Origin of the sequence: Novosphingobium sp. (genome assembly GCF_027489515.1) — a bacterium.
GTDB lineage: Bacteria > Pseudomonadota > Alphaproteobacteria > Sphingomonadales > Sphingomonadaceae > Novosphingobium.
The window spans coordinates 1-20,885 of the sequence record NZ_JAIXZS010000067.1; the positions used below are offsets into that span (position 1 = coordinate 1).

General features: G+C 64.7%; 22 protein-coding genes. 15 read left to right on the forward strand and 7 right to left on the reverse strand.

Features of this window, described 5'->3' with window-relative positions:
* From Q0082_RS11625 to Q0082_RS11635, 3 genes are all read left to right on the forward strand, one after another.
* Positions 1-240: SDR family oxidoreductase (locus Q0082_RS11625; protein WP_298192681.1), on the forward strand; the 240-nt coding region annotated here is incomplete at its 5' end.
* Between the two features lie 4 nt (positions 241-244).
* Positions 245-670, forward strand: coding sequence for a nuclear transport factor 2 family protein (locus Q0082_RS11630; RefSeq protein ID WP_298192683.1), 426 nt, complete (start codon positions 245-247; stop codon positions 668-670).
* A gap of 4 nt (positions 671-674) precedes the next feature.
* Positions 675-1,460, forward strand: coding sequence for an SDR family oxidoreductase (locus tag Q0082_RS11635; RefSeq protein WP_298192685.1), 786 nt, complete (start codon positions 675-677; stop codon positions 1,458-1,460).
* Positions 1,461-1,543: 83 nt separating this feature from the next.
* Here the strand turns inward: Q0082_RS11635 and Q0082_RS11640 are convergent, their stop codons facing one another.
* Positions 1,544-2,362: an SDR family oxidoreductase gene (locus Q0082_RS11640; RefSeq protein ID WP_298192686.1), complete on the reverse strand. Its 819-nt coding sequence runs from the start codon at positions 2,360-2,362 to the stop codon at positions 1,544-1,546.
* Positions 2,359-3,141 carry an SDR family oxidoreductase gene (locus Q0082_RS11645; RefSeq protein WP_298192688.1) on the reverse strand — a complete coding sequence of 261 codons (783 nt, stop codon included), beginning with the start codon at positions 3,139-3,141 and terminating at the stop codon, positions 2,359-2,361. The genes Q0082_RS11640 and Q0082_RS11645 overlap by 4 nt, the downstream gene beginning before the upstream one ends.
* A gap of 262 nt (positions 3,142-3,403) precedes the next feature.
* Here Q0082_RS11645 and Q0082_RS11650 point away from each other — a divergent pair, with 262 nt between their 5' ends.
* From Q0082_RS11650 to Q0082_RS11685, 8 genes are all read left to right on the forward strand, one after another.
* Positions 3,404-4,153, forward strand: a complete 750-nt coding sequence (locus Q0082_RS11650; RefSeq protein ID WP_298192784.1) for a LuxR C-terminal-related transcriptional regulator — start codon at positions 3,404-3,406, stop codon at positions 4,151-4,153.
* 238 nt (positions 4,154-4,391) lie between these two features.
* Positions 4,392-5,366: a thiamine pyrophosphate-dependent dehydrogenase E1 component subunit alpha gene (locus Q0082_RS11655; protein WP_298192691.1), complete on the forward strand. Its 975-nt coding sequence runs from the start codon at positions 4,392-4,394 to the stop codon at positions 5,364-5,366.
* Positions 5,367-5,386: 20 nt separating this feature from the next.
* Positions 5,387-6,400, forward strand: coding sequence for an alpha-ketoacid dehydrogenase subunit beta (locus Q0082_RS11660; RefSeq protein WP_298192694.1), 1,014 nt, complete (start codon positions 5,387-5,389; stop codon positions 6,398-6,400).
* Positions 6,401-6,411: 11 nt separating this feature from the next.
* Positions 6,412-7,857, forward strand: coding sequence for a 2-oxo acid dehydrogenase subunit E2 (locus Q0082_RS11665; protein WP_298192697.1), 1,446 nt, complete (start codon positions 6,412-6,414; stop codon positions 7,855-7,857).
* Positions 7,858-8,185: 328 nt separating this feature from the next.
* Positions 8,186-9,193, forward strand: coding sequence for an NADP-dependent oxidoreductase (locus Q0082_RS11670; RefSeq protein ID WP_298192699.1), 1,008 nt, complete (start codon positions 8,186-8,188; stop codon positions 9,191-9,193).
* A 10-nt stretch (positions 9,194-9,203) separates the two neighbouring features.
* Positions 9,204-9,737, forward strand: coding sequence for a VOC family protein (locus tag Q0082_RS11675; protein ID WP_298192702.1), 534 nt, complete (start codon positions 9,204-9,206; stop codon positions 9,735-9,737).
* Between the two features lie 88 nt (positions 9,738-9,825).
* Positions 9,826-10,254, forward strand: a complete 429-nt coding sequence (locus Q0082_RS11680; RefSeq protein ID WP_298192704.1) for a nuclear transport factor 2 family protein — start codon at positions 9,826-9,828, stop codon at positions 10,252-10,254.
* A 116-nt stretch (positions 10,255-10,370) separates the two neighbouring features.
* Positions 10,371-11,381: an NADP-dependent oxidoreductase gene (locus Q0082_RS11685; RefSeq protein ID WP_298192707.1), complete on the forward strand. Its 1,011-nt coding sequence runs from the start codon at positions 10,371-10,373 to the stop codon at positions 11,379-11,381.
* Here the strand turns inward: Q0082_RS11685 and Q0082_RS11690 are convergent.
* The 3 genes from Q0082_RS11690 to Q0082_RS11700 form a co-directional block, all read right to left on the reverse strand.
* A complete protein-coding gene (locus tag Q0082_RS11690; protein WP_298192709.1) occupies positions 11,378-11,818 on the reverse strand; it encodes a nuclear transport factor 2 family protein in 441 nt (146 codons plus the stop codon). The genes Q0082_RS11685 and Q0082_RS11690 overlap by 4 nt on opposite strands.
* On the reverse strand, positions 11,815-13,158 hold the full coding sequence (locus tag Q0082_RS11695) for an aromatic ring-hydroxylating dioxygenase subunit alpha (protein WP_298192711.1): 1,344 nt from the start codon (positions 13,156-13,158) through the stop codon (positions 11,815-11,817). Before Q0082_RS11695 ends, Q0082_RS11690 begins: the two co-directional genes overlap by 4 nt.
* Before the next feature lie 102 nt (positions 13,159-13,260).
* On the reverse strand, positions 13,261-14,001 hold the full coding sequence (locus Q0082_RS11700) for a TetR/AcrR family transcriptional regulator (RefSeq protein ID WP_298192786.1): 741 nt from the start codon (positions 13,999-14,001) through the stop codon (positions 13,261-13,263).
* Between the two features lie 121 nt (positions 14,002-14,122).
* Here Q0082_RS11700 and Q0082_RS11705 point away from each other — a divergent pair, with 121 nt between their 5' ends.
* The 4 genes from Q0082_RS11705 (at position 14,123) to Q0082_RS11720 (ending at position 18,954) form a co-directional block, all read left to right on the forward strand.
* Positions 14,123-16,345, forward strand: a complete 2,223-nt coding sequence (locus Q0082_RS11705) for a TonB-dependent receptor (protein WP_298192712.1) — start codon at positions 14,123-14,125, stop codon at positions 16,343-16,345.
* Positions 16,346-16,577: 232 nt separating this feature from the next.
* Complete coding sequence (locus Q0082_RS11710; protein ID WP_298192714.1) at positions 16,578-17,900, forward strand: aromatic ring-hydroxylating dioxygenase subunit alpha; 1,323 nt, start codon at positions 16,578-16,580, stop codon at positions 17,898-17,900.
* 32 nt (positions 17,901-17,932) lie between these two features.
* Positions 17,933-18,469, forward strand: coding sequence for a VOC family protein (locus Q0082_RS11715; protein WP_298192715.1), 537 nt, complete (start codon positions 17,933-17,935; stop codon positions 18,467-18,469).
* Between the two features lie 41 nt (positions 18,470-18,510).
* Positions 18,511-18,954 carry a nuclear transport factor 2 family protein gene (locus tag Q0082_RS11720; RefSeq protein WP_298192716.1) on the forward strand — a complete coding sequence of 148 codons (444 nt, stop codon included), beginning with the start codon at positions 18,511-18,513 and terminating at the stop codon, positions 18,952-18,954.
* A 46-nt stretch (positions 18,955-19,000) separates the two neighbouring features.
* Here the strand turns inward: Q0082_RS11720 and Q0082_RS11725 are convergent, their stop codons facing one another.
* Positions 19,001-20,344, reverse strand: a complete 1,344-nt coding sequence (locus Q0082_RS11725; RefSeq protein WP_298192718.1) for an aromatic ring-hydroxylating dioxygenase subunit alpha — start codon at positions 20,342-20,344, stop codon at positions 19,001-19,003.
* Between the two features lie 16 nt (positions 20,345-20,360).
* A complete protein-coding gene (locus tag Q0082_RS11730; protein WP_298192722.1) occupies positions 20,361-20,885 on the reverse strand; it encodes a nuclear transport factor 2 family protein in 525 nt (174 codons plus the stop codon).

A 20,885-nucleotide genomic window follows, 5' to 3' on the forward strand; every position in this document is an offset into this window, starting at 1 on the left:
ATCCGCGTCAACACCGTCTCGCCCGGCCCGATCGAGTTCCCCGGCGGCAGCTGGGAGATGATCCAGGGCGCGATGCCGGACTTCTACAAGAGCATCAAGGCGCAGATGCCGATGGGCCGGCTTGGCGCACCGGACGAAGTGGCGCGCTCGGTGGTGTTCCTCGCCAGCCCCGCCTCGTCCTACTCGACCGGCGTCAATCTGGTGATCGACGGCGGCTTCACCAAGCGCGTACAGTTCTGACACGATGACCAGAACCCCGCGCGAACTTGCAGAGACGATGCTCGGCTGCATCGACAAGGGCGACTGGGCCGGCGTCCTGGCGATCACATCGCCCGATTATGTCGTCCACGAGCCGCCGGAGCTTCCCTTCGGCGGCGACTGGAAAGGTCAGGACGCGCTGATCCGCCTGTTCCCGCACGTGTGGAGCTATTGGGACGACGTGGTGGTCGACCGGCTCGGCATCCTGACCGACGAGAACTACTTCTGCCTGCAACTGCGCATGACGATGACATCAAAGCTGACCGGCAACCGCATCAGCACATCGCTGGCGGAGACGACCCGCTGCGTCGATGGCCTGATGGTGGAGTACACGATCCACTATCACGACTGTGCGCTCGTTGCCCGCGAGGCCGGTCCGCCGCGCCCCGGCGCGGTGAAGCTGGAAGGGTGATCTCATGGACCGTCTGAAAGGCAAGGTCGCGATCATTACCGGCGCGGCCAAGGGCCTCGGCGCAGCGGACGCACGGCTGTTCGTGGCCGAGGGCGCGCGGGTGATCCTCACTGACGTCGATGATGCGGCGGGCAGCGCGCTGGCCGCCGAACTGGGCGCGAATGCCGAGTACCAGCGCCTCGATGTGACCAGCGAGGCCGCGTGGGAGGCGCTGGTGGCGGACGTGATGGCGAGGCACGGACGGCTTGATGTGCTGGTCAACAATGCCGGCATCGTCGAATTCGGCGATCCCGAGACGCTGAGCGAGGTGAACTACCGCAAGATCATGGCGGTCAGCCTCGATGGCGTGGTGTTCGGCACAAAGTATGCGATCCCGGCGATGGCGGCGAACGGTGGCGGCTCGATCGTCAACATGGCCTCGATCGCGGCGATCCAGGGCGAGCCGACCTTTGCCGCCTACAGCGCCGCCAAGGGCGCAATCGATGCCTATACCCGCGCAACGGCGGCCTATTCGATCAAGAACGGGCGCGGCGTGCGGTCCAACTCCGTACTCCCCGCCGGGATCGACACGCCAATGGTGCAGAGCCTTGGCGGCAAGCTCGCTGCGCTCGGTGCGGCGGCGCCAGTGCACGACAATGCGACCGCGATGAACCGCCTTGGCGAGCCGGTCGACGTGGCGAACCTCGTGCTGTTCCTCGCCTCGGACGAAAGCCGCTTCATCAATGGCCAGAGTCACGTGATCGATGACGGCGCCTCGGTGATTGCGGGGAGCACCGTGCCGCGGGGGTGATTTCTGATCCGCTCAGGAGGATTGCGGCACCAGCCTGCTCCCCTGCGCGGTCACCACCGCGACCACATTGCCCAGAGCTATCGTCATTGCGCGGTCCATCCCCCGTCGATCACCAGCTCAGCACCGGTCATGTAGCTGCTGTCGCTGCTGGCGAGGAAGAAAGCAGCAGAGGCGAGTTCCGCCGGATCAGCCAGCCGCCCGATCGGCGTGGTCGCGGCCATGCCGTCGATCAGGTCCTGCACCTTTTCGGCCGCGCCCGCATCGACCCAGCGCTGGAAGCCGGCGTTGAGCAGCGGGGTCAGCACGAAGCCCGGATGGAGCGAATTGGCGCGGATCGGCATCTTCTTTGCCGCGAATTCGAGCGCGATACCCTTGGTGAACAACCGCACCGCGCCCTTGCTGGCGTTGTAGGCGGAAACCTCGCTCAGCCCGACCAGCCCCATGATCGAGCTGACATTGATGATCGAGGAACCGCCCTTCACTCCAGCGCCGCTCGCCGCCAGCAGCGGCACGAAATGCTTGGTGCCGAGGAACACGCCGTCGACATTGACCGACATGATCCGCCGCCACGCCTCGAGGGTGATCGTCTCGACCGGCCCGGTCAGGTCTGTGCCGGCATTGTTGATCAGGATATGGACCGCGCCGTGGCGCTCCTTCACGGCCTCCGCCGCGCGTTCCCAGTCCTCTTCGCGCGTGACGTTGGCGCAGATATAGCTCGCGGCCTGCCCCAGCCGGGCCAGCGTGGCGACGGCCATGTCGCTGTCTTCGGCATCGAGATCGGAGAGGACGACTTCCGCGCCCTCGGCCAGAAACCGTTCGGCACAGGCAAGGCCGATACCCCTTAGGCCGCCCGAGATGAACGCGACGCGGCCTGCGAGACGCTTCGAACCAAGATCGCTCATACGCCCATCATCCCTGCAGTCGTAGCACCATCGATGGCAATTTCGGCGCCTGAAATGAACCCGGCCTCATCCGAGGCGAGATAGGCGACCAGCCCCGAAATCTCTTCAAGCTGCGCCATGCGCCCCATCGGCGCCATGCCTTCATAGATTGCCCGCGTCGCGGCGGGATCAGCTTGCGCATTCATGATCTGCTGGATCAGCGGGGTTTCCACGACGCCGGGCAGGATCGCGTTGACGCGGATCTTGTAGCCCTTCTGCCCGCAGTGCACCGCCGCCGATTTTGCCAGCGCGCAGACGGCCGCCTTCGTCACCGAATAGGTCACGTAATTGCCCAGCGGGCGGGTGGCGTTCATCGAGGAATTGATCACGATCGAGCCGGTCGCGCCTTCAGGATTGCGCTTCATCGCTGCAATCGCGTGCTGCACGGTTAGCATCACGCCGGTCTGGTTGATCGCCACCACGTTGTTCCAGCCCTCGATCCCGACATCCTCGATGCTGGCATCGCCGCTTTCAGTCCCGGCATTGGCAAAGGCCACGTCGAGCCGGCAGTGCGCGGCGAGGATAGCCTCGATCAGCGCGGGCCAGCTTGCGGCATCCTGCACGCGGTGCTTGTGGAACGCGGCGCCCGTTTCGGCGCAGAGCGCGGCCGCTTCGGCTTCCTTGGAGCCGGTGAAGACGACCTGCGCGCCTTCTTCGGCCAGCCGCCGCACCGTCGCCGCGCCGATGCCGGTGGTGCCTCCAGTGATCAGCGCCACCTTTCCTTCGAGTCGCCGTGCCATTGTCTCTCCCGATCCCTCCGCCGCGCCTATCGCGGCTTGGTGGAACGGTCTGCCTTCGTGCGCAACCTGTGCTTTTCGCAAGGTGACAGGTGCGCGCAGGGCTGCATGGAGCTTGATAACCGGCAGAACTGCCGGTATTATATGTCTCACGTGATCTGGCGCAGCAAAATGACGCCGGACCAAGTGGGAGATGAGCATGGCACGGAGCGCGAATATCGCAGCAGGCAGGCCGGAGCCGGAGAGCCGCCCGATCTGTTCCGAAATGGTCGACCTGGTGCGCATTCATCGCCGCAGCGACGTTCGCCGCGCTGCGGAAGTGTTCCACAGCCTCGCGCTCGAGGCGGGCATGCGCGCCGCACCGGCACACGATATCGCCGACAAGCGCACCCCGATCGATCAGCACGGCAATATTCTCGCCTGCGACGTGTTTGGCTGGAATGCCGAACGGGCCTGGTGGCGCAATTCGCGCATCGCGCTCGATTCCCCGCTGACTGCGGCCTGCCGCTTCACCAGCGAGCCGTTCTGGGTCAACGCCGAGGGGTTTCGCACGCGCCAGCCCAATTCCTATCTCGCCGCGATCGATCTTGCGAACTTCGAGGCCCGCGCCATGACCCGCGCCGCGATCGTGGTGCCGGTGCACCTGCCCTTCGGCCAGATCGGTGCGGTCAGCTTCAACCCGCTCGATCCCGATTGCACCGATCTTGATGAGGCATTTGCGCTCCATGGCGATGCATTCGGGCTATATGCGCGCACCTTCATCGCCAGCTACGTCGAGGTCGTGGGCGTACGGCAAGCGCTGCCCCCCACCTCGCGCCTGTCCAAACGTGAGGTGGAGTGCCTGCGCTGGGCCGCAATCGGCAAGACCGATCAGGAAATCAGCATGATCATGTGCCGCAGCCGCCCGACGGTGCGGTTTCACATCCACAATGCCTCGACCAAGCTCAACGCGGTCAACCGCAGCCAGACCGTGTTCAAGGCGGCGCAGTTGGGCTACATCTCGCTCGGCAGGTGACGGTTTTCTGCGCCCCCTAGCGTTTTGTAGAGTCGGCAAGAGCGCCCCGCTGTGGCCTGAAGGGATCGCGGCGGTGCACGGCGGATTCGCCGCGCCTGACTGCAAGGCCGAACCGGAATGAACAGAACTGCTGAAGGGCGGGACAAAGAGCGCAATGCAAGCCATGATAACCGCCGCGCCCTGCTCCGCCATTCCGCGACGCCCCGATATGACCTCCAACAACAAGGTGAGATGAAGGATGCAGTTGAGCCGTGAAGCGCTCTTGCGCGCCTATCGCCAGATGAAGCTGATCCGCGAATTCGAGGAACGGCTCCACGTCGATATCCAGACCGGCGAGATCGCCGGCTTCACCCATCTCTACTGCGGGCAGGAAGCCGTGGCGGTCGGGGTGTGCGAGCATCTTTCGACCGACGACAAGATCGTCTCCACCCACCGCGGCCACGGCCACTGCCTTGCCAAGGGCTGCGATGTGGACGGCATGATGGCCGAGATCTGGGGCAGCCGCGACGGCCTGTGCAAGGGCAAGGGCGGCTCGATGCATATCGCCGATGTCGACAAGGGTATGCTCGGCGCCAACGGCATCGTCGGCGCGGGCGCCCCCATCGCGGTGGGCGCGGGCATTGCTGCCAAGATCGATGGCAAGGGCCATGTCGCCATCACCTTCTCGGGCGACGGCGCGTGCAACCAGGGCACCACCTTCGAGGCGATGAACATGGCCGTCGTCACCAAGGCGGCGTGCATCTTCGTCTTCGAGAACAACCATTATTCCGAGCACACTGGCTTTGAGTACGCGGTCGGTACGCAGAAGGACATCGCGAGCCGCGCCGAGGCCTTCGGCATGAAGATCTGGCGCGGGGACGGGACAGACTTCTTCTCGGTGTTCGAGACGATGCGCGAAGTGCTCGACTATGTCCGCGTGCCCGGCAACGGCCCGGCGGCTGTCGAGTTCGATACCGAGCGCTTCTTCGGTCACTTCGAAGGCGACCCGCAGCGCTATCGCGGCCCGGGCGAACTCGATCGTATTCGTGAGACGCGCGATTGCATCAAGAAGTTCCGCGCCAGCGTGACCAGCGCGGGCCTCCTGACGGACGCAGATATCGATGCCGTCGATGCCGATGTGATGGACGCGATCGAAAACGCCGTAGCCAAGGCCAAGGCCGCCCCGCGGCCCAAGCCCGAAGACGTCCTCGAAGACGTCTACATTTCCTACTGAGCCCCGCAGGAGCGCGACCAATGGCAAGAATGATGTATCGCGAGGCGGTCCTCTCAACGATCGCCGAGGAAATGGAGCGCGACGAGAACGTCGTGGTGCTGGGCGAGGACGTGGTGGGCGGCAACGGCACTGCCGGCGGGCCCGAAGCCATCGGCGGCATCTGGTCGACCTCGACCGGCCTCTATGGCAAGTTCGGCGCGGACCGCGTAATCGACACCCCGATCTCGGAAAGCGCGATCATGGGCGCGGCGGCCGGCCTTGCGCTGACCGGCAAGCGCCCGGTGGCCGAGCTGATGTTCGCCGACTTCATCGGCGTTTCGCTTGACCAGATCTGGAACCAGCTCGCCAAGTTCCGCTACATGTTCGGCGGCAAGACCAAGTGCCCGGCGGTGATCCGCATGGCCTGGGGCGCGGGCTACAACGCGGCCGCGCAGCACAGCCAGGCAGTGCACCACATCCTGACCGGCATGCCCGGCCTCAAGGTCGTGATGCCGAGCACGCCCGCTGACGTGAAGGGCCTGCTGCGCACCGCGATCCGCGACGATGACCCGGTGATCTTCCTCGAGCACAAGGCGCTCTACGGCGTGAAGGGGGAAGTGCCCGACGACAAGGATTTCATGATTCCATTCGGCCACGCGCGCCTCACCCGTGCAGGCAACGACGTGACGATCGTCTCGACCGGCCTGCTGCTCGGCTTCTGCGAGGCAGTGGCGGACAAGCTCGCCGCCGAAGGCATCGGCTGCGACGTGATCGATCCTCGCACGACGAGCCCGCTGGACGAGGAAGCGATCCTCGATTCAGTCGAGGTCACCGGCCGCCTCGTGGTGGTGGACGAGACCAATCCGCGCTGCAGCCTCGCCGGCGATATCTGCGCGCTGGTCGCCGAAAAGGCCTTTGCCAGCCTGAAGGCCCCGCCGCTCAGCGTCACCCCGCCGCATACCCCTGTCCCGTTCGCGCGCGAGCTGGAAACCGCGTACTTGCCCTCGATCCCCAAGATCGAAGCGGCGGTGCGCAAGGTCCTCTCCTACCGCTAAGGATTGCCGTCATGGCTGATATTCGCCCCTTCTGCATGCCCAAGTGGGGCATCGAAATGACCGAGGGCACGATTGCCGAATGGATGGTCAAGGAAGGCCAGACTTTCTCGCGCGGCCAGGTCATCTGTCTCATCGAAACCGACAAGATCACCAATGAAGTCGAAGCAGAATACGATGCCGTGCTGAAGCGCGTACTCGTGCCTGCCAGTGACCAGCCGCAGCCGGTTGGCGCGCTGCTCGGCGTGTTCACCGATGCCGCCGCGACCGATGCCGAAGTCGATGCCTTCATTGCCGCGTTCAAGCCGGCGGAAACGGGCGTTGCCGCCAAGGCCGCCAGTGCCGATGCCGCCCCGGCTGCTGCGGCGGAGCCGGCCCCTGCAGCTGCTGCGCCCGAACCGAAGAAGATCGTCACCAACCGCGCGATCAGCCCCGAGGCGCTGAAGCTGGCTGAAGCCAACGGCGTCGATATCGAGCCTATCGCTGGCTCGGGCCGCGGCGGCCGGATCACCTATCAGGACGTTGTTCAGGCGATGCGCCCCGAACGTGCGTTCGAGCCGCAGGGTCCGGCTGATCTTCCGACCGAAACGCGCGCGGTCTTCGCATCGCCGCTCGCCGCGCGCGTTGCAGCACAGTACGGCATCGACCTCAGCACGCTAAAGGGCACCGGCCCGCGCGGCCGTATTTCGAAGGCGGACGTGCTCGGTGCGGTGAAGCCTGCCGTGCCCGAAGCCGCGCCCGCCCCTGCGTTTGGCGCGCCCTTCGTGGCTGTCGCCAACACGCCAGCCGTCCAGCCTTTCGACAAGGTGCGCAAGGTCGTCGCCCGCCGACTGACCGAGGCGAAGCAGACCATCCCGCACTTCTATCTGCGCGTTTCGGCGCGGGTCGATGAACTCGTCGCGCTGCGCAAGACGGCGAACGTGGTGATGGGGACGAAAGCCTCGATCAACGACTACCTCGTCAAGGCGGTCGGCATGGCGCTGGTGCGCCACCCGAACGTCAACGTGCAGGTTGCCGCGGATGCGGTGCACAGCTTCCCCCATGCCGACGTGGCGATTGCGGTCGCGAGCCCCAAGGGCCTCGTCACCCCGATCGTGCGGCAGGCGGACCGGATGCACATCGCACAGATCGCCGCAACCACCCGCGCGCTGATCGACAAGGCGCAGGCCGGTCGGCTGAGCTTCGAGGACATGGACGGCGGCACCTTCAGCATCTCCAACCTCGGCATGTTCGGGATCGAGGAGTTCGACGCGATCATCAATCCGCCGCAGGGCGCAATCCTCGCCGTGGGCGGGATCAACCGCGTCGCTGTGGAGACGGCAGACGGGGACATCGCCTTCGAAAGCCAGATCAAGCTCTCGCTCTCGGTCGATCATCGCGCGATCGACGGCGCGGCGGGTGCGGGCTTCCTCCAGACGCTGAAAGCCCTGATCGAAGCGCCGGAGAGCCTGTTCAGCTGATGGGGCCGACCTAGCCAATTGGACAGCCACGGAGACGCGGCAAACCGGGTAGAACCGAGGGTCAGGACCGATTGATCGCGCCTTCGAGGTTTGAGGCAAAATGGCTCAGTGCGAGGAAGGAAGCCGCAGGAATATGTCAATATTTCAAGGCTTCCTGACGAAGCAATTGGCCATTTTGGTCAAATCCCTACGGGACGCTGGAATGGCTTCCATCTCAGACGGAAATTCACTTGGAAAGGCAACAAGCCTTCCCTGCATGAATTTCCGCCTGATATGTTCGCCATTCCAGCGCCTCGAAGGCGCGATCAATAGGTCCTGACCCTAGTCCATGGGAACCATTCGCCAGATCGTCCTCGCGCGCCGACCCTGCGGTGTGCCGGTGCCCGGGGACTTTCTGCTGGTGACCGCGCCGATGCCGGTGATCGGGCCGGGCGAGATCCTCGTGCGGATGCGCGTCGCCTCGTGCGATCCCGCCATTCGCGGCTTCATGGACGACCGGCCAAGCTATCTTCCGCCGATTGCCGTTGGCGCGCCGATCAATGGCATGTCGCTGGGTGAAGTCGTGGCCTCGAACGATCCGGACTGGCCGGTCGGCACCTACCTGCGCACGTTTGCGACCTGGTCCGATCACTATGTCATCCGCGGCGATGCCCTCGGGCTGGAGCGCGTGGACGCGGCCCCCGGGGTGCCGCCGCAGCACTATATGGGCGCGTTGGGGCCGGTCGGGCTTACGGCATGGGTCGGGCTCATCGCGGTCGGTGACGCGAAGGCGGGCGAGACCGTGGTGGTGAGCGCCGCCGCCGGTGCAACCGGCAGCACGGTGGTGCAACTCGCCAAGGCGCGCGGCTGCCGGGTGATCGGACTCTGCGGCGGGGCGGAGAAAGCCGCCGTGGTGCGCGGTCTCGGCGCCGATGTCGCGATCGACTACCGCGCCGAGCCGGACCTTGCCGAGGCCATCCGCGCCGCCGCGCCCGATGGCGTCGACGTCTATTTCGACAATGTCGGCGGCGAGACGCTCGATGCCCTGCTGCCCCTGATGCGGATGCATGGCCGCGTGGCGGTCTGCGGCATGATCAGCCAGTACAACGATGCCGACAATCCGGCGGGCGTGAAGAACCTGTGGCAGCTCGTCGTCAACCGGATCACGATGCGCGGCTTCCTGACCTACGATCATGTCGACCGGCTCGGCGAAGCGCAGGAGGAGCTCGACGCGCTCTATGCCAGCGGCGCGCTGCGCCCGCTCGAGAATGTGCGCGAAGGCTTTGAAGCGCTGCCTGCCGCCTTCATCGACCTCATGGCCGGGCGCACCATCGGCAAGACGCTGGTGCTGACATGAGGGGGCTGAGATGACGTTGCCGATCCGCCAGGTCGCCTATTTCTGCGCCGATGCCCGCGCAGCGGCGGCTGCGCACCATGCCGCCTTCGGCTCAGGTCCGTACTTCGTGGCCGAGCATATTCCGCTCAAGCGCTCGGTTCATCGCGGCACCGAGCGCCTGCTCGATCACACCTCCGCCTATGGGCAATGGGGCGAGTTGATGATCGAGTTCGTGCAGCAGAACAACCCCGGCCCCTCCCCCTTCCATGATCTCTATCCGGAAGGATCGGGCCGGTTCGGCCTGCACCACGTCGCGGTGTTCGTGGATGATGTCGATACGGCGCTTGCTGAGTTTGCTGCACAGGGCGTTCCTTGCGCCATGCGGGCGGAAATGAACGACGGGTTCGTGTTCGCCTTCGCCGATACGAGCGCGCCGCTGGGGCACATGACCGAGCTCTATGCCCCGACCGCCAGCCTGACAGGGTTCTATGCGATGGTGGCCAAGGCCGCGCGCGAAGGCTCGGCGGAAGAGCGCGCGAAGATCCATACGATCCGGATGGGTTAGGCCGAACCTCGCCCTAACCACAGGTTCGTGCCCGCTCGGCACGCGCTAGTCTCGTGACCCGAGCATAGCCTGAGGGAGAGACAAGACCATGGCATATACCGGCCCCTTCGAGGACCGCCTCGCGATCCGCGAACTGTTCGAAACTTACGCCGCTGCCGTCACCGCGCTCGATGCCGAGGCCTGGGGCGGGACCTGGGCGGAGGACGCGGAATGGTCGCTGCCCGATTATCCCGAGATCGGCACGACGCAGGGCCGCGCGGCCATCGTCGCGATGTGGGTCGAGGCCATGAAGGGCTTTCCCGGCATCATGTTCGAAGCCTGGCCCGGCGCAATTGTGGTGGACGGCGATAGGGCAACGGCGATCTGCTACACCTCCGAGGTCTACGACCGCGACGGCCAGACCCACCGCGACCGGGGCCGGTATGAGGATACGCTGGTGAAGATCGGCGGGCAGTGGTTCTTCAGGACCCGCAGCTTCCGCAACATCCACCGCCAGATCCAGCCCAAGGGCGCCTGACGGCAAGGCGCCTCTTGCAGAATGGGCATGGGTGCCTGCCGCCCGGTTCCCTCGCATTTTGGAGAGGTGAGCCGCGGGGCGCGGCGGGCCACTCCCGTGGATGAAGGGAAATCACCATGACCGTGAACCGCTACTGGCGCCTCGATGCGCATCCGCAAGGGCAGGATTTTGCCAGCGCGCTCACGCTGCACGAGGAAGCGCTGGCCCCGCTGGCCGAGCGCGAGGTCCGCGTCGCAGCGCAGTGGCTCTCGATGGACGCGGGCACGCGCATGTGGATGGGGCCGCGCACCGATGGCTATCAGCCGCCGCTGCCGCTCGGGGGCAAGATGGTCGGGCTCGTGCTCGGCACGGTCTGCGAGAGCCGCGATCCGGCTTATCCTGTCGGCGCACTGGTGCGCGGTTTCGGCCAATGGGCAGACTATCCGGTGGTGACCCCCGCGCTGACCGGGCTGGATATTGTGGATGGCAATCTGGCCGATCCGCGCGAGCACTTCGGCACATTGGGCATGAACGCCTGGACCGCGCTGATCGGCGTGCGCGATGTGGCGCGAATCCAGCCGGGCGAATGGATCGCAGTCTCTGCGGCGGCAGGCGCCACTGGCAGCATGGCCTGCCAGGTTGCACGCAATCTGGGCGCGCGGGTGGTGGGCATAGCTGGCGGGCCGGAGAAGTGCCGCTACCTCAGGCAAGAACTCGGCGCGGAGATCGCCATCGACTACAAGGCGGACGACGTCGCAGCGCGCCTTGCCGCCGAAGTGCCGGGCGGGCTCAATGCCTATTTCGACAATGTCGGCGGGCCGATCCTCGATGCCGTGTTGCCCAGTATGGCGCTCTTCGGGCGCGTGGCGGTCTGCGGCCTCATCGCGGCTTATGACAACGACGCGCCGCTCCCCGGCCCCGAACGCTACGATCAGGTGCTGATGAAGCGCCTGCGGATCGAGGGTTTCTTCTTGCCCGACTACTTCGGCAAGACGGACGGATTTCTGCCGCCCCTGCGCAACTGGCTCGATGAGGGACGTCTCGCCATGCGCTTCGATGAAACGCCGGGGCTGGAGAACGTGCTTACCGCCTACGCCCGGATGCTGAACGGTGGAGCCATCGGAAAGGTCGTTGTGAAAGTTGGCTAGGCTATATGCATGGTGCGGTATTCGCGCCGCGTGAACAGCCAGTGGCCATCGATCCGCGCCAGTTCGTCCTCATAGCGCCCGCGCACGCGCAGGGTCTGCCCGGTGGCGGGATCGTCGAAGATCTCGCTGGTATAGGAGATCGCCTTTGCGTGGTCGCCATCGACGCGGATCGAGCCGGGAGTCACCACATAGACCATCGGCTTGGTGCAGTTGGCGAGGCCATAGACCTTCATGCTCTCAGTCCAGCCCGCCACGATCGCGGCCTTGCCGGTGAAGCCGCCAAGGTCCGGAAATTCGGGCAGAGCCCAGAAGGCATCCTCCGCCCAGGTGCTGGCCCAGAGCTCCGCGTCCTTGGTCATCACGCCGTGGGCATACGTCTCCATCACCTCGCGGATCAGGATGCGGTCCTCGAGTGGCCCGGTGAAGCCGCCGTTCATGGCCGCCGCCCTTCGATCCAGTCATTGAGCACTTCGTGGAAGAAGCGCACGCGGGTTTCCTGCGCCGGGAGATAGGCATCCGCGTAGCCGCGCGAATGCATGCCGGCCTGCATCGCCTCGGCCAGTTCCATGTCCTGATAGACGATCTGGCCGGCAAGCTCCGGGATGCCGCGACCGCCGTCGAAATCGCGATGTTCGCAGACCTCCACTTCGCGCAGCGGCTTCTCTCCCGCCATGATCGACTGGCAGCTCTCCTGCCCTTCGACCGGAAAAGCCATGCACCACAGATCGAAGAAGCATTTCTCCGGATCGGTCGGGTGCGGCTCGCTGCGGAAGAAGATGAGGTTGTCGGGCAGGAAGCTGATCGTGACGTTGGGGAAGATCACCGTGTGCGGGCTGTCGGTGATCTGTTCGTCGTCCATGTGCTCGTAGTGCACATAGCCGCGCTCCTGCCACAGCCGCCGCTTCGCCGCCTTGAGATCGCGCCAGCCCTGCAGCGCGAAATCCTCATAGGTCGCATATTGGGCAGGATCGATATCCCACTGCCTGAGGATCGCGGCGAAGGGGTGTTCGACGCCATCCGGCAAGCGGTCGCTCAGCGAAGGCCGCATCGGCTGCACGGTACGGCCATGGCCAGCGGGCCACATCTCGTGCCGCGCGGTCTCGACATCCTGGTCGATCCACGGCGGCACCTGCGGGTGCGCGGTGCGGGTGTGGTAGCTTTCGGAGAAGTTGTCGGTGACGAACTTCCAGTTGGCGCCAAGCGCGATGCGGTACCACGCGACGCGCACCGCCGTGTCCATCGGATAGCCGCGATAGGCCTCGGGCATGGGGGCGAGGTATTCGCCGAGCGTCGGCCCGTCGGGATCCATCGTGTACCAAACGAAGCCGCCCCAGGTGTCGCAGCGCAGCTCGTTAAGCCGGAGCTTGCCACATGGATCGCCTTGCGGAAAATCATGCCGGTCCTGCGCGTGCTGGAGCAGCCCGTCCTTGCCCCAGCGCCAACCGTGATAGGGGCAGGTGATCGTGTCGAGCGAGGTCGTCTCTCCCACCATGCGCATGCCGCGGTGGCGGCAGGCGTTGTAGAAGGCGCGGATGTTGCCATCATCCTGGCGGATGCAGAGCACCGATTCCTTCATGAAGTTATGGACGAGCATGTCGCCGGCTTCGGGGATTTCGGCGGTGCGGCCGGCCACATGCCAGATGCGGGTCCACATGTGGTCCCATTCGGCCTTGGCGAACTCGGGGGAAAAGTAACGGTCCCCGGTGATCGCATCGCCGCGCAGGTTCGCAGGGTCGCGCCCATCAAGCGGAAGGGTGGTATCGGCAGGCCGATTCATGGCTGGCTCTCCTCGGGCAATCGCGCGGCGGCGATACCTTGCAGATATCTTGCGCTCTGAGGGGGCAAGGCGCCACCTGACATTTTGGAGAGATCGCTTGGGTCAGGACCGATAGATCAGGGCGGCAAACCGCTCGATCAACCGGCTGAGCTGCGCGGTGCGCTCCTCATTCAGAACGCTGCGCTGAATCAACATGCCCATGTGCGCCGCGATGACGAAATCGTTGGCCTGGACCATCATCGCCCACTTCTCGCCCCAGAAGGGGAAGGCCCCGGTCATCTCGGAAATCCACACGTCATCATAACGGCGGGCGGCGGGTGCGAACATCTGGTCGAGTTCAGCATCGGTGCGCGCAGCCACGGCAAGCTCGAGATAGGCGGCGTATTCGCGCGTCTGTACGCTGCGCCAGTGCGCCGCCGTGGCCAGCGCGACAACTTCGTCCGGTGGCCGGCCTTCGAGATCCTTGAGATAATCGCCGAGGTAGAGCCGCATGCGCGCGTAAAAGATATGGTCGATCACCGCCGCGACGAGATCCATGCGAGCGGGGAAATGATGGTGCATCGCCCCGCGCGAGCAGCCGGTGCGCTCCGCCACGGCCTGGGTTGTCAGCCGCTGGTAGCCACCCTCGACCAGGCAGTCGATCGCAGCCTCCACCAGCTTCATGCGCGTCCGCACGCTTTTCTGCTGCTGCCAGCGCGCCGGTTGCGCGGCAAGATCCGCTGGCCGCAGGGCGGCCAACATGCGTTCTTTTGCTGTCGATACGTCCAGAACCATCCTCTCATTCTGGATCGAACCCGTGAGATCACCCACCTGACCAAAGTCACAGTTTCGCCGTAATGGCACGCGTGACAAAACCGGCAGAACTGCTGGAAATGCTCGCAAACACCTTATTTATTAGGCATTTTGGTAACGCACAGGTGACCGTAGCGGCAATGCCTGCGGCATCGGGGATGGGAGAGTGGAGATGATCCGACTGAATTCGCGGATCGCGCCTGGCGGTCTTTCGCTGGTCGCGCTGGCCCTGGCATCGGTCCAGGCACACGCCGAGGATGCTGCACCGACAGAAACGGCCGCGCCCGAGGGCGTGGGTGAGATCATCGTGACGGCGCAGAAGCAGTCGCAGAACCTTCAGAACGTGCCGATCGCGGTCACGGCGCTGACCGGTGATGGGCTGAAGCAGGCGCAAGTGCGGAACATCTCGGACCTCACCAATTCGCTGCCCAACGTCCAGATCAACAGTTTCTCCAACTCGCCGGACTCGGCGGTCTTCACCATCCGCGGCGTCGGCGTGAACGATGCCGATCCCTATGTCGGCACCACCGTTTCGGTTGTCGTCGATGGCGTGGTCGTCGGCGTGAACACCGCAGCGCTGCTCTCGCTGTTCGATCTTGAGCGGGTGGAAGTGCTGCGCGGGCCGCAGGGAACGCTGTTTGGCGCCAACACAACGGGCGGCGTGATCAACGTCGTCACCAAGCAGCCTACCGGCAAGGCTGGCGGCGAAGCACAGGTCGTCTACGGCAACTACAACCAGATCGAGGCCGACGTCGCGCTGAACTTCCCGATTGCCGAAAACCTCGCCGGCAAGATCAGCGTGATGCACAATTCGAACGACGGCTTTTTCCGCAACACGGCCGACAACCGCCGCATCGGCCGCCGCAACGTGACCCAGCTGCGCGGCTACCTCAAGTATGGCGCGGGCAGCTATGACGGCACGCTGATCGGCGAATACGTGAAGAGCCGCAATGGCTCGCAGACCGGCGTGGTCATCGCCGGGCCAGGCGAGCTGTTCTACACCCCCGGCCAGACCACCGATCCCTTCAGCTTCCGCCGCGGGCTGACCGACGACCAGCCGGATTACAACAACCGCGATACCTACGCGCTGACGCTGACGCAGAACCTCGACAGCGGGATCGGCAAGATCACCTCGATCACCGCCTATCGCAAATATGACAGCGATCTCTATTCCGACGACGACGGCACCACGCGGGCACTGCTGCAGACCCGCCGCCAGACCCACCACAAGCAGTTTTCGCAGGAATTGCGCGATCTGGTGCAGATCGGTGGCAGCACGCAGCTGATCTTCGGGGGATACTACTTCTGGCAGAAGTACTTCCTCGATCAGGGCGGCCGGCTTGACGGCTTTGCCCCCGGCCTGACCCAACCGCAGACGCAGGACCAGAGGAACTGGTCGATCTCGGGCTTTGCCCAGCTCTACCACAACATCACGCCGCAGCTGCGCGTGCAGGCCGGCATCCGTTACAGCCACGAGAAAACCGAAGCTGTGTCGACCACCGCGATCGGCATCAATCCCAGCGGCAAGGCGCAATATGGCGATCCGATCATCCCGGCGACCCTGATCCGCGCCGCAGGCTCCAAATCGTGGAACAACACCGGCTGGAAGATCGGGCTGGATTTCCAGGCGGATCGCAATCTGCTGCTCTACGGCTACTATGCGCGCGGCTTCAAATCGGGCGGCTTCACCGGGCGCATCGCGGTGGCCGAGGATATCGGGCCGTTCAATCCCGAAAAGCTCGATACTTACGAAGTGGGCATCAAGAGCGACCTGCTCGATCGCCGCCTGCGGCTGAACCTTGCTGCGTTCTACAACAAGTACCGCAACATGCAGGTGGTGCAGAACATCACCTATCCGAGCGGCGCCAACTCCGCCTCGATCGCCAATGCCGGCCGCGCCGAGACCAAGGGCTTCGAACTGGAAGTGACCGCGGCGCCCACCCATGGCCTCACGCTTACTGGCTCGATCGCCTACCTCGATGCCAAGTACAAGCAGTACGACACCAGGATCCTTGGCGCCGGCGGCGTGCTGGTGCCGGTGTCCTATGCCGGCAACAGCCTGATGAACGCGCCGAAGTGGAGCACCTCGGCCGGGTTCAACTGGATCGTGCCGGTGGGGAAGGGCAGCCTGACAACCAACGCACAGTACAGCTACACCGCCTCGAAATACACCGGCTACACCAACCTGCCGGTGGAGCGCGTCGGTGCGGTCAACCTCGTCAACGCGAGCATGAGCTGGGGACCGGATGACGGCGGCTGGAAGCTGGGTGTCTATGCCCGCAACCTGTTTGACGAGAAGTACTTCAACCAGAAGCTGGCCCTCGCGGGGATCGGCACGCTGGCCTCGCTCGGTGCGCCGCGCGAGTTTGGCGCGACGTTCTCCTACGGGTTCTGACTCCCGAGGGTTCTGGCGGGCTGGACAGTGCGGCCGGAAGACACGGCTTCGCTACTTCATTGTGTAGAAACAGGAATCTCTGCCTGTTTCATGTCGAAAGCTGGAGCTCGATCCTGTATGAAGTATCGATGGCACGGTTTGCTCTGATCGGCAGGCCCGTGCCTCGCCGCAGGTCGTGGCTAAAACTGCTGTGTGATGCCGCTGAGTGCAAATGCCATCGGAGCATGCCGAAATGACCGTAGAACAACCGATTTCCCGCTATTCGCCCGAGTTCGATGTCGCCGTGCGCGGTGATCCGATCACGGCGGACCGCTACATCACGCGCGAGTGGATGGACCTCGAGAACAAGCGGCTCTGGCCCAAGGTCTGGCACCTCGGCGGCGTGCTGGCCGATCTGGAGGAGGAAGGCGACTTCATCCGCCACAACTTCGGCAAGGAATCGGTGATCATGGTCCGCCAGGCGGACGACAGCATCCGGGCATTCTACAACACCTGCCCGCATCGCGGGAACCGCCTCGTCCTCGGTGATGTCGGCGGCGCGCCGCGCATCACCTGCGGCTATCACGGCTGGCAGTTCGATCCGGACGGCACGCTCGTTCACGTGCAGGATCCCGATGACTTTGCCGGCGGTAACCCCTGCGGCAAGGTCCACCTCTCGGAGCTGCGTTGCGAGACCTGGGGCCCCTTCGTGTTCTGGTGCATGGACGACGACGTCGCGCCACTGCTCGACTGGCTGGCCCCGCTGCCCGAGCGTCTGGCAGGCTACAAGCTGGATAACTGGGTGCGCGTGCTCAACGTTTCGGCGGACTGCGACTTCAACTGGAAGATCATCCGCGATAACTTCAACGAGAGCTATCATCTCCCGACGATCCACCCGGAACTGGCCACTTTCATCAATGACGGCCTGCCGACCACGTTGTTCGAGATGTATCCCACCGGGCACAACGCGATGTGGATGGTCGGCCATCAGGCCACCACCCGCAAGGACTACGTGAGCGGCGACGTGCCCCCGGGGCTCTATGAAGCTGCCGAGGCCTGGGGCATCGATCCCAAGGAGTACCGCGGCCGGACCGGCGACATTCGCGAGGCGGTGATCAAGGCCAAGCGCGAACAGGGCGCGGCGCGCGGCTACGACTATTCGGGTATGAGCGACCAGCAGCTGGTGGACTATTTCCACTGCACGCTGTTCCCCAATCTCACCCTCACCATGTCGCCCGAACAGTGCCAGATCCTGCGCACCGAACCGCACCCGACCGACCCCGAGAAGTGCATTTTCCAGCACTGGTGCCTCTATCCGCCGGTGGAGGGCATGGCTGAGGTCGAAACCCCGGTCGGCCCGGCGCCGCTGCGCCATGATGCGATCCACCGGCACTCCGTCTATGGCGACGGTGTCTCGCTCGGCTTCGTGGCCGATCAGGATCTCTCGATCGGCACCACGCAGCAGCTCGGGCTCAATTCGCGCGGGTTCAAGGGCTTCAACCTGCCGGGGCAGGAAAAGCGGGTACAGCGCTTCCACGAACTGCTGAGCGACTACGTGACGGGCCAGCTGCCATGACCGGTGCAGTGCTGCCCGGAGGAGCACTCTCCGTGACACCCGGGCAGCCCGGACGGCAGCTCATGCAGGTTGCCTTCATCGTCGAGGATCTGGATGCGGCGGCGAAGGTGTGGATTGCGACGACCGGCATCGGTCCATTCTTCCGCATCGATCACATCACGCTGGGGGAAGTGACCTATCGCGGCATGCCCGCGCCCAGTGCCGATTTCTCGGTGGCGCTTGCCCAATCGGGCGGAATGCAGATCGAGCTGATCCAGCAGCACTGCGACACCCCCAGCGCCTACCGCGACACTATCGCGAAAGGGACCGGCGGCTTCCACCACTTGTCCATCTATACTGCCGACTACGATGCCACGCGGCAGCGCTACATCGATCAGGGCTTCGTCAGCGCGATCGACGCAGCGTTCGGCGCGATGCGCTTCTGCTACGTCGACACCGCGGCGGCGCTGGGGTGCATGATCGAGATCGTCGAGGAAGACGCGCTCCAGACCGCAGCCTTCACGCGCATCGCCGAGGGCGCGGCAGGCTGGGACGGCGTGACTGACCCGATCCGCCCACTGTTTCCATAAGCGCCTGCCGCAAGGGCAGCGACAAGAGAGGATTTCCGCCAATGACCACGATTCCGATCGAGGACCGCCTCGCCATCGAGGACCTGCTGATCGCTTATGCCCACGCAGTCGATACGATCGGCAACATCGATGGCATCCTCGATGTGTTCACGCCCGACGCGGTGTTCGATCTCTCCGGGATCGGCCTCACCCCCTTGCAGGGCCACGAGGGCATCCGCGGCTTCTTCACCACCGTCTTCGCCAACATGGCGAACCACGCGCATTATCTGAGCAACTTCGCGATCACCGCCTTCGACGGCGATACCGCCTCGATCCGCGCCTATGTGACAGGAATGGGCCTTGGCAAGGATGGCCGCGGCGTCACCGTCAATGGCCGCTACTACTTCGACGTGGTGCGCACGGGAGCGGGCTGGAAGGCCACCCGCTACACCATGGATTTCCTCATGCCGCTGAGCGGCACACTGGACAACGCCCAACAGGCCTGAGCCAGGCGCTCCCCTCCCGGCGGCGGGAGGGGAAGCTTGGGCCGGCTCAGTCCGCCATCCACTTTTCCAGATTCTCGTGGAAGTAGCGCACCCGGCGTTCCTGCCAGGCGAGGTAATCGCGCTTGTACCCGCGCGAATGAAGGCCGCGCTGCTGCGCTTCCCACACCGAGACGTCCTGATCGATGCCGGGCCCGGCAGAGACCTCGCCCCACTTGCCCTGCACGTGCGGCGCGGGAACGGACACATCGACCCATTCGGACATCGACTGCGAATAGTAGCGCGTCGTGCCCGCCGGGAAGAGCGTCATGTACCACATGTCGAAGTAGCACTTCTCCGGATCGGTCTCGTGCGGCCGGGCGCGCAGCCAGATGTTGCCGTCGGGCTTTAGGCTGAACGACAGGTTCGGGAAGATCGTGTAGTGCCAGTGGTCGGTCAGCTGGTCGTCGTGATAGGTCGAGAAGTCGAAGCCCTTCTCGGCGCCCTTCTCGCGCTTCGCCTGCTGCAGCGCCTTGCGGATCTCGCCCGTCTTGCCGCCGCGGAACTGTTCGGGATCGAGGTCCCAGAACTCGAGCTCCTCGCGCAGCATTTCAAGCGTCTCAGCCTCGCCGCCGCGCAGCTGCTTGGTCGGCCCCGCGCCCGGCATGAACATGCGCGCATGGCCTTCGGGATAGAGATCGAACTGGCAGTGGCTGTAGCCGTATTCCATCACGAACTTCGTCTGCGGGTGGACGAAGGGCACGTGATAGCTCTCGTTGAAGTTGTCCTGCACCAGCTTCCAGTTGAAGTTGCCCTCGATCGTCACCCAGTGCGTGCGGACCATCGCATCCATCGGATAGGTATCGATCTGGTCCGCGATCGGCCCCATGAACTGGCGCAGCGGCGCGGCGTCCTTGTCCATGTTGATCCACACAAACCCGGCCCAGGTCTCGCACTTCACCTCGACGAGGTTCAGCTTGCCGCAAGGCGAGCCTTGCACGAAATCGGCTTCGTCGGGCACGACCTTGAGCTTGCCGGTGAGATCGTAGGTCCAGCCGTGATAAGGGCAGACGAGGCGCTTGGAATGGCCCTGCTCGCCCGTCACCACCGGCATCGCGCGGTGCTGGCACACGTTGTAGAACGCGCGCACGGCGCCATCATCGCCGCGCACGCAGACGATGGTTTCGGGACCGAGATCAGCGGTCAGCCAATCGCCCGCGTTGGGGATCTGCGCCTGGGTGCCAGCGATCTGCCAGGTCCGCGTCCAGATCCTGTCCCACTCACGGTCCGCCCATTCCTTCGAGAAATAGCGATCCGGCGTGATCGGTGCATTGCCGAGCGGCGGATCGGCGAGCGGCGAAATATCGGCGAGCGACTTGGCGCGGGCGCGGGCGAGTTGGGCTTCGGTGGTCATGATAGGATCTCCTGTTTCAGGCACCGGCGAAGTGAATGTATGAAGGATCATCGTGGCCGCGCGCGCCAAAGGCGTAGTCCGGCATCGCGGCGCGGTCCCACATGTCGGTCGAGGGCGCGACTGTACTCCAATCGTAGACAGCGTGGCGATGCGACATTTTCCATGTCCCATCGCGCCGCTCGAACCGGTCGAGATAGCGCCCTCCTGCGACCATGAAGTTGTCGCCCCCCTCTGCATTGGGGATGTGATGGTGCGCGATGAAATAGGTCTCGCCCTGCGCCTTGTCGCCGTCCACCTCGATCAGGACATTGCCGATCACGTGCTGCGTGCGGCGCATACCGGCGAGGACTTCCATCACCCACGGCACGAAATCGGCGGCGGTGCCCTTGAACATCCCATGATCGTCGGTTGCATCAGGGTGGAACACCGCGCGCACCAGATCGGCATCGCAGCGATCGATCCCCCGCGCGAGGCGGTGGACGAGCTCGGTGCAGGCCATCTTGTCAAGCAGCAGGGCCACGCGGGGATCGAGGTCGGCCAT

Bases quoted from the DNA above. Each gene is read 5' to 3' on its own strand.
- Q0082_RS11705 (WP_298192712.1), top strand. From the start codon at position 14,123: ATGATCCGACTGAATTCGCGGATCGCGCCTGGCGGTCTTTCGCTGGTC.
- Q0082_RS11675 (WP_298192702.1), top strand. From the start codon at position 9,204: ATGACGTTGCCGATCCGCCAGGTCGCCTATTTCTGCGCCGATGCCCGC.
- Q0082_RS11710 (WP_298192714.1), top strand. From the start codon at position 16,578: ATGACCGTAGAACAACCGATTTCCCGCTATTCGCCCGAGTTCGATGTC.
- Q0082_RS11630 (WP_298192683.1), top strand. From the start codon at position 245: ATGACCAGAACCCCGCGCGAACTTGCAGAGACGATGCTCGGCTGCATC.
- Q0082_RS11640 (WP_298192686.1), bottom strand. From the start codon at position 2,362: ATGAGCGATCTTGGTTCGAAGCGTCTCGCAGGCCGCGTCGCGTTCATC.
- Q0082_RS11655 (WP_298192691.1), top strand. From the start codon at position 4,392: ATGCAGTTGAGCCGTGAAGCGCTCTTGCGCGCCTATCGCCAGATGAAG.
- Q0082_RS11720 (WP_298192716.1), top strand. From the start codon at position 18,511: ATGACCACGATTCCGATCGAGGACCGCCTCGCCATCGAGGACCTGCTG.
- Q0082_RS11635 (WP_298192685.1), top strand. From the start codon at position 675: ATGGACCGTCTGAAAGGCAAGGTCGCGATCATTACCGGCGCGGCCAAG.
- Q0082_RS11650 (WP_298192784.1), top strand. From the start codon at position 3,404: ATGGTCGACCTGGTGCGCATTCATCGCCGCAGCGACGTTCGCCGCGCT.
- Q0082_RS11665 (WP_298192697.1), top strand. From the start codon at position 6,412: ATGGCTGATATTCGCCCCTTCTGCATGCCCAAGTGGGGCATCGAAATG.
- Q0082_RS11660 (WP_298192694.1), top strand. From the start codon at position 5,387: ATGGCAAGAATGATGTATCGCGAGGCGGTCCTCTCAACGATCGCCGAG.
- Q0082_RS11730 (WP_298192722.1), bottom strand. From the start codon at position 20,885: ATGGCCGACCTCGATCCCCGCGTGGCCCTGCTGCTTGACAAGATGGCC.
- Q0082_RS11680 (WP_298192704.1), top strand. From the start codon at position 9,826: ATGGCATATACCGGCCCCTTCGAGGACCGCCTCGCGATCCGCGAACTG.
- Q0082_RS11690 (WP_298192709.1), bottom strand. From the start codon at position 11,818: ATGAACGGCGGCTTCACCGGGCCACTCGAGGACCGCATCCTGATCCGC.
- Q0082_RS11645 (WP_298192688.1), bottom strand. From the start codon at position 3,141: ATGGCACGGCGACTCGAAGGAAAGGTGGCGCTGATCACTGGAGGCACC.
- Q0082_RS11685 (WP_298192707.1), top strand. From the start codon at position 10,371: ATGACCGTGAACCGCTACTGGCGCCTCGATGCGCATCCGCAAGGGCAG.
- Q0082_RS11725 (WP_298192718.1), bottom strand. From the start codon at position 20,344: ATGACCACCGAAGCCCAACTCGCCCGCGCCCGCGCCAAGTCGCTCGCC.
- Q0082_RS11670 (WP_298192699.1), top strand. From the start codon at position 8,186: ATGGGAACCATTCGCCAGATCGTCCTCGCGCGCCGACCCTGCGGTGTG.
- Q0082_RS11695 (WP_298192711.1), bottom strand. From the start codon at position 13,158: ATGAATCGGCCTGCCGATACCACCCTTCCGCTTGATGGGCGCGACCCT.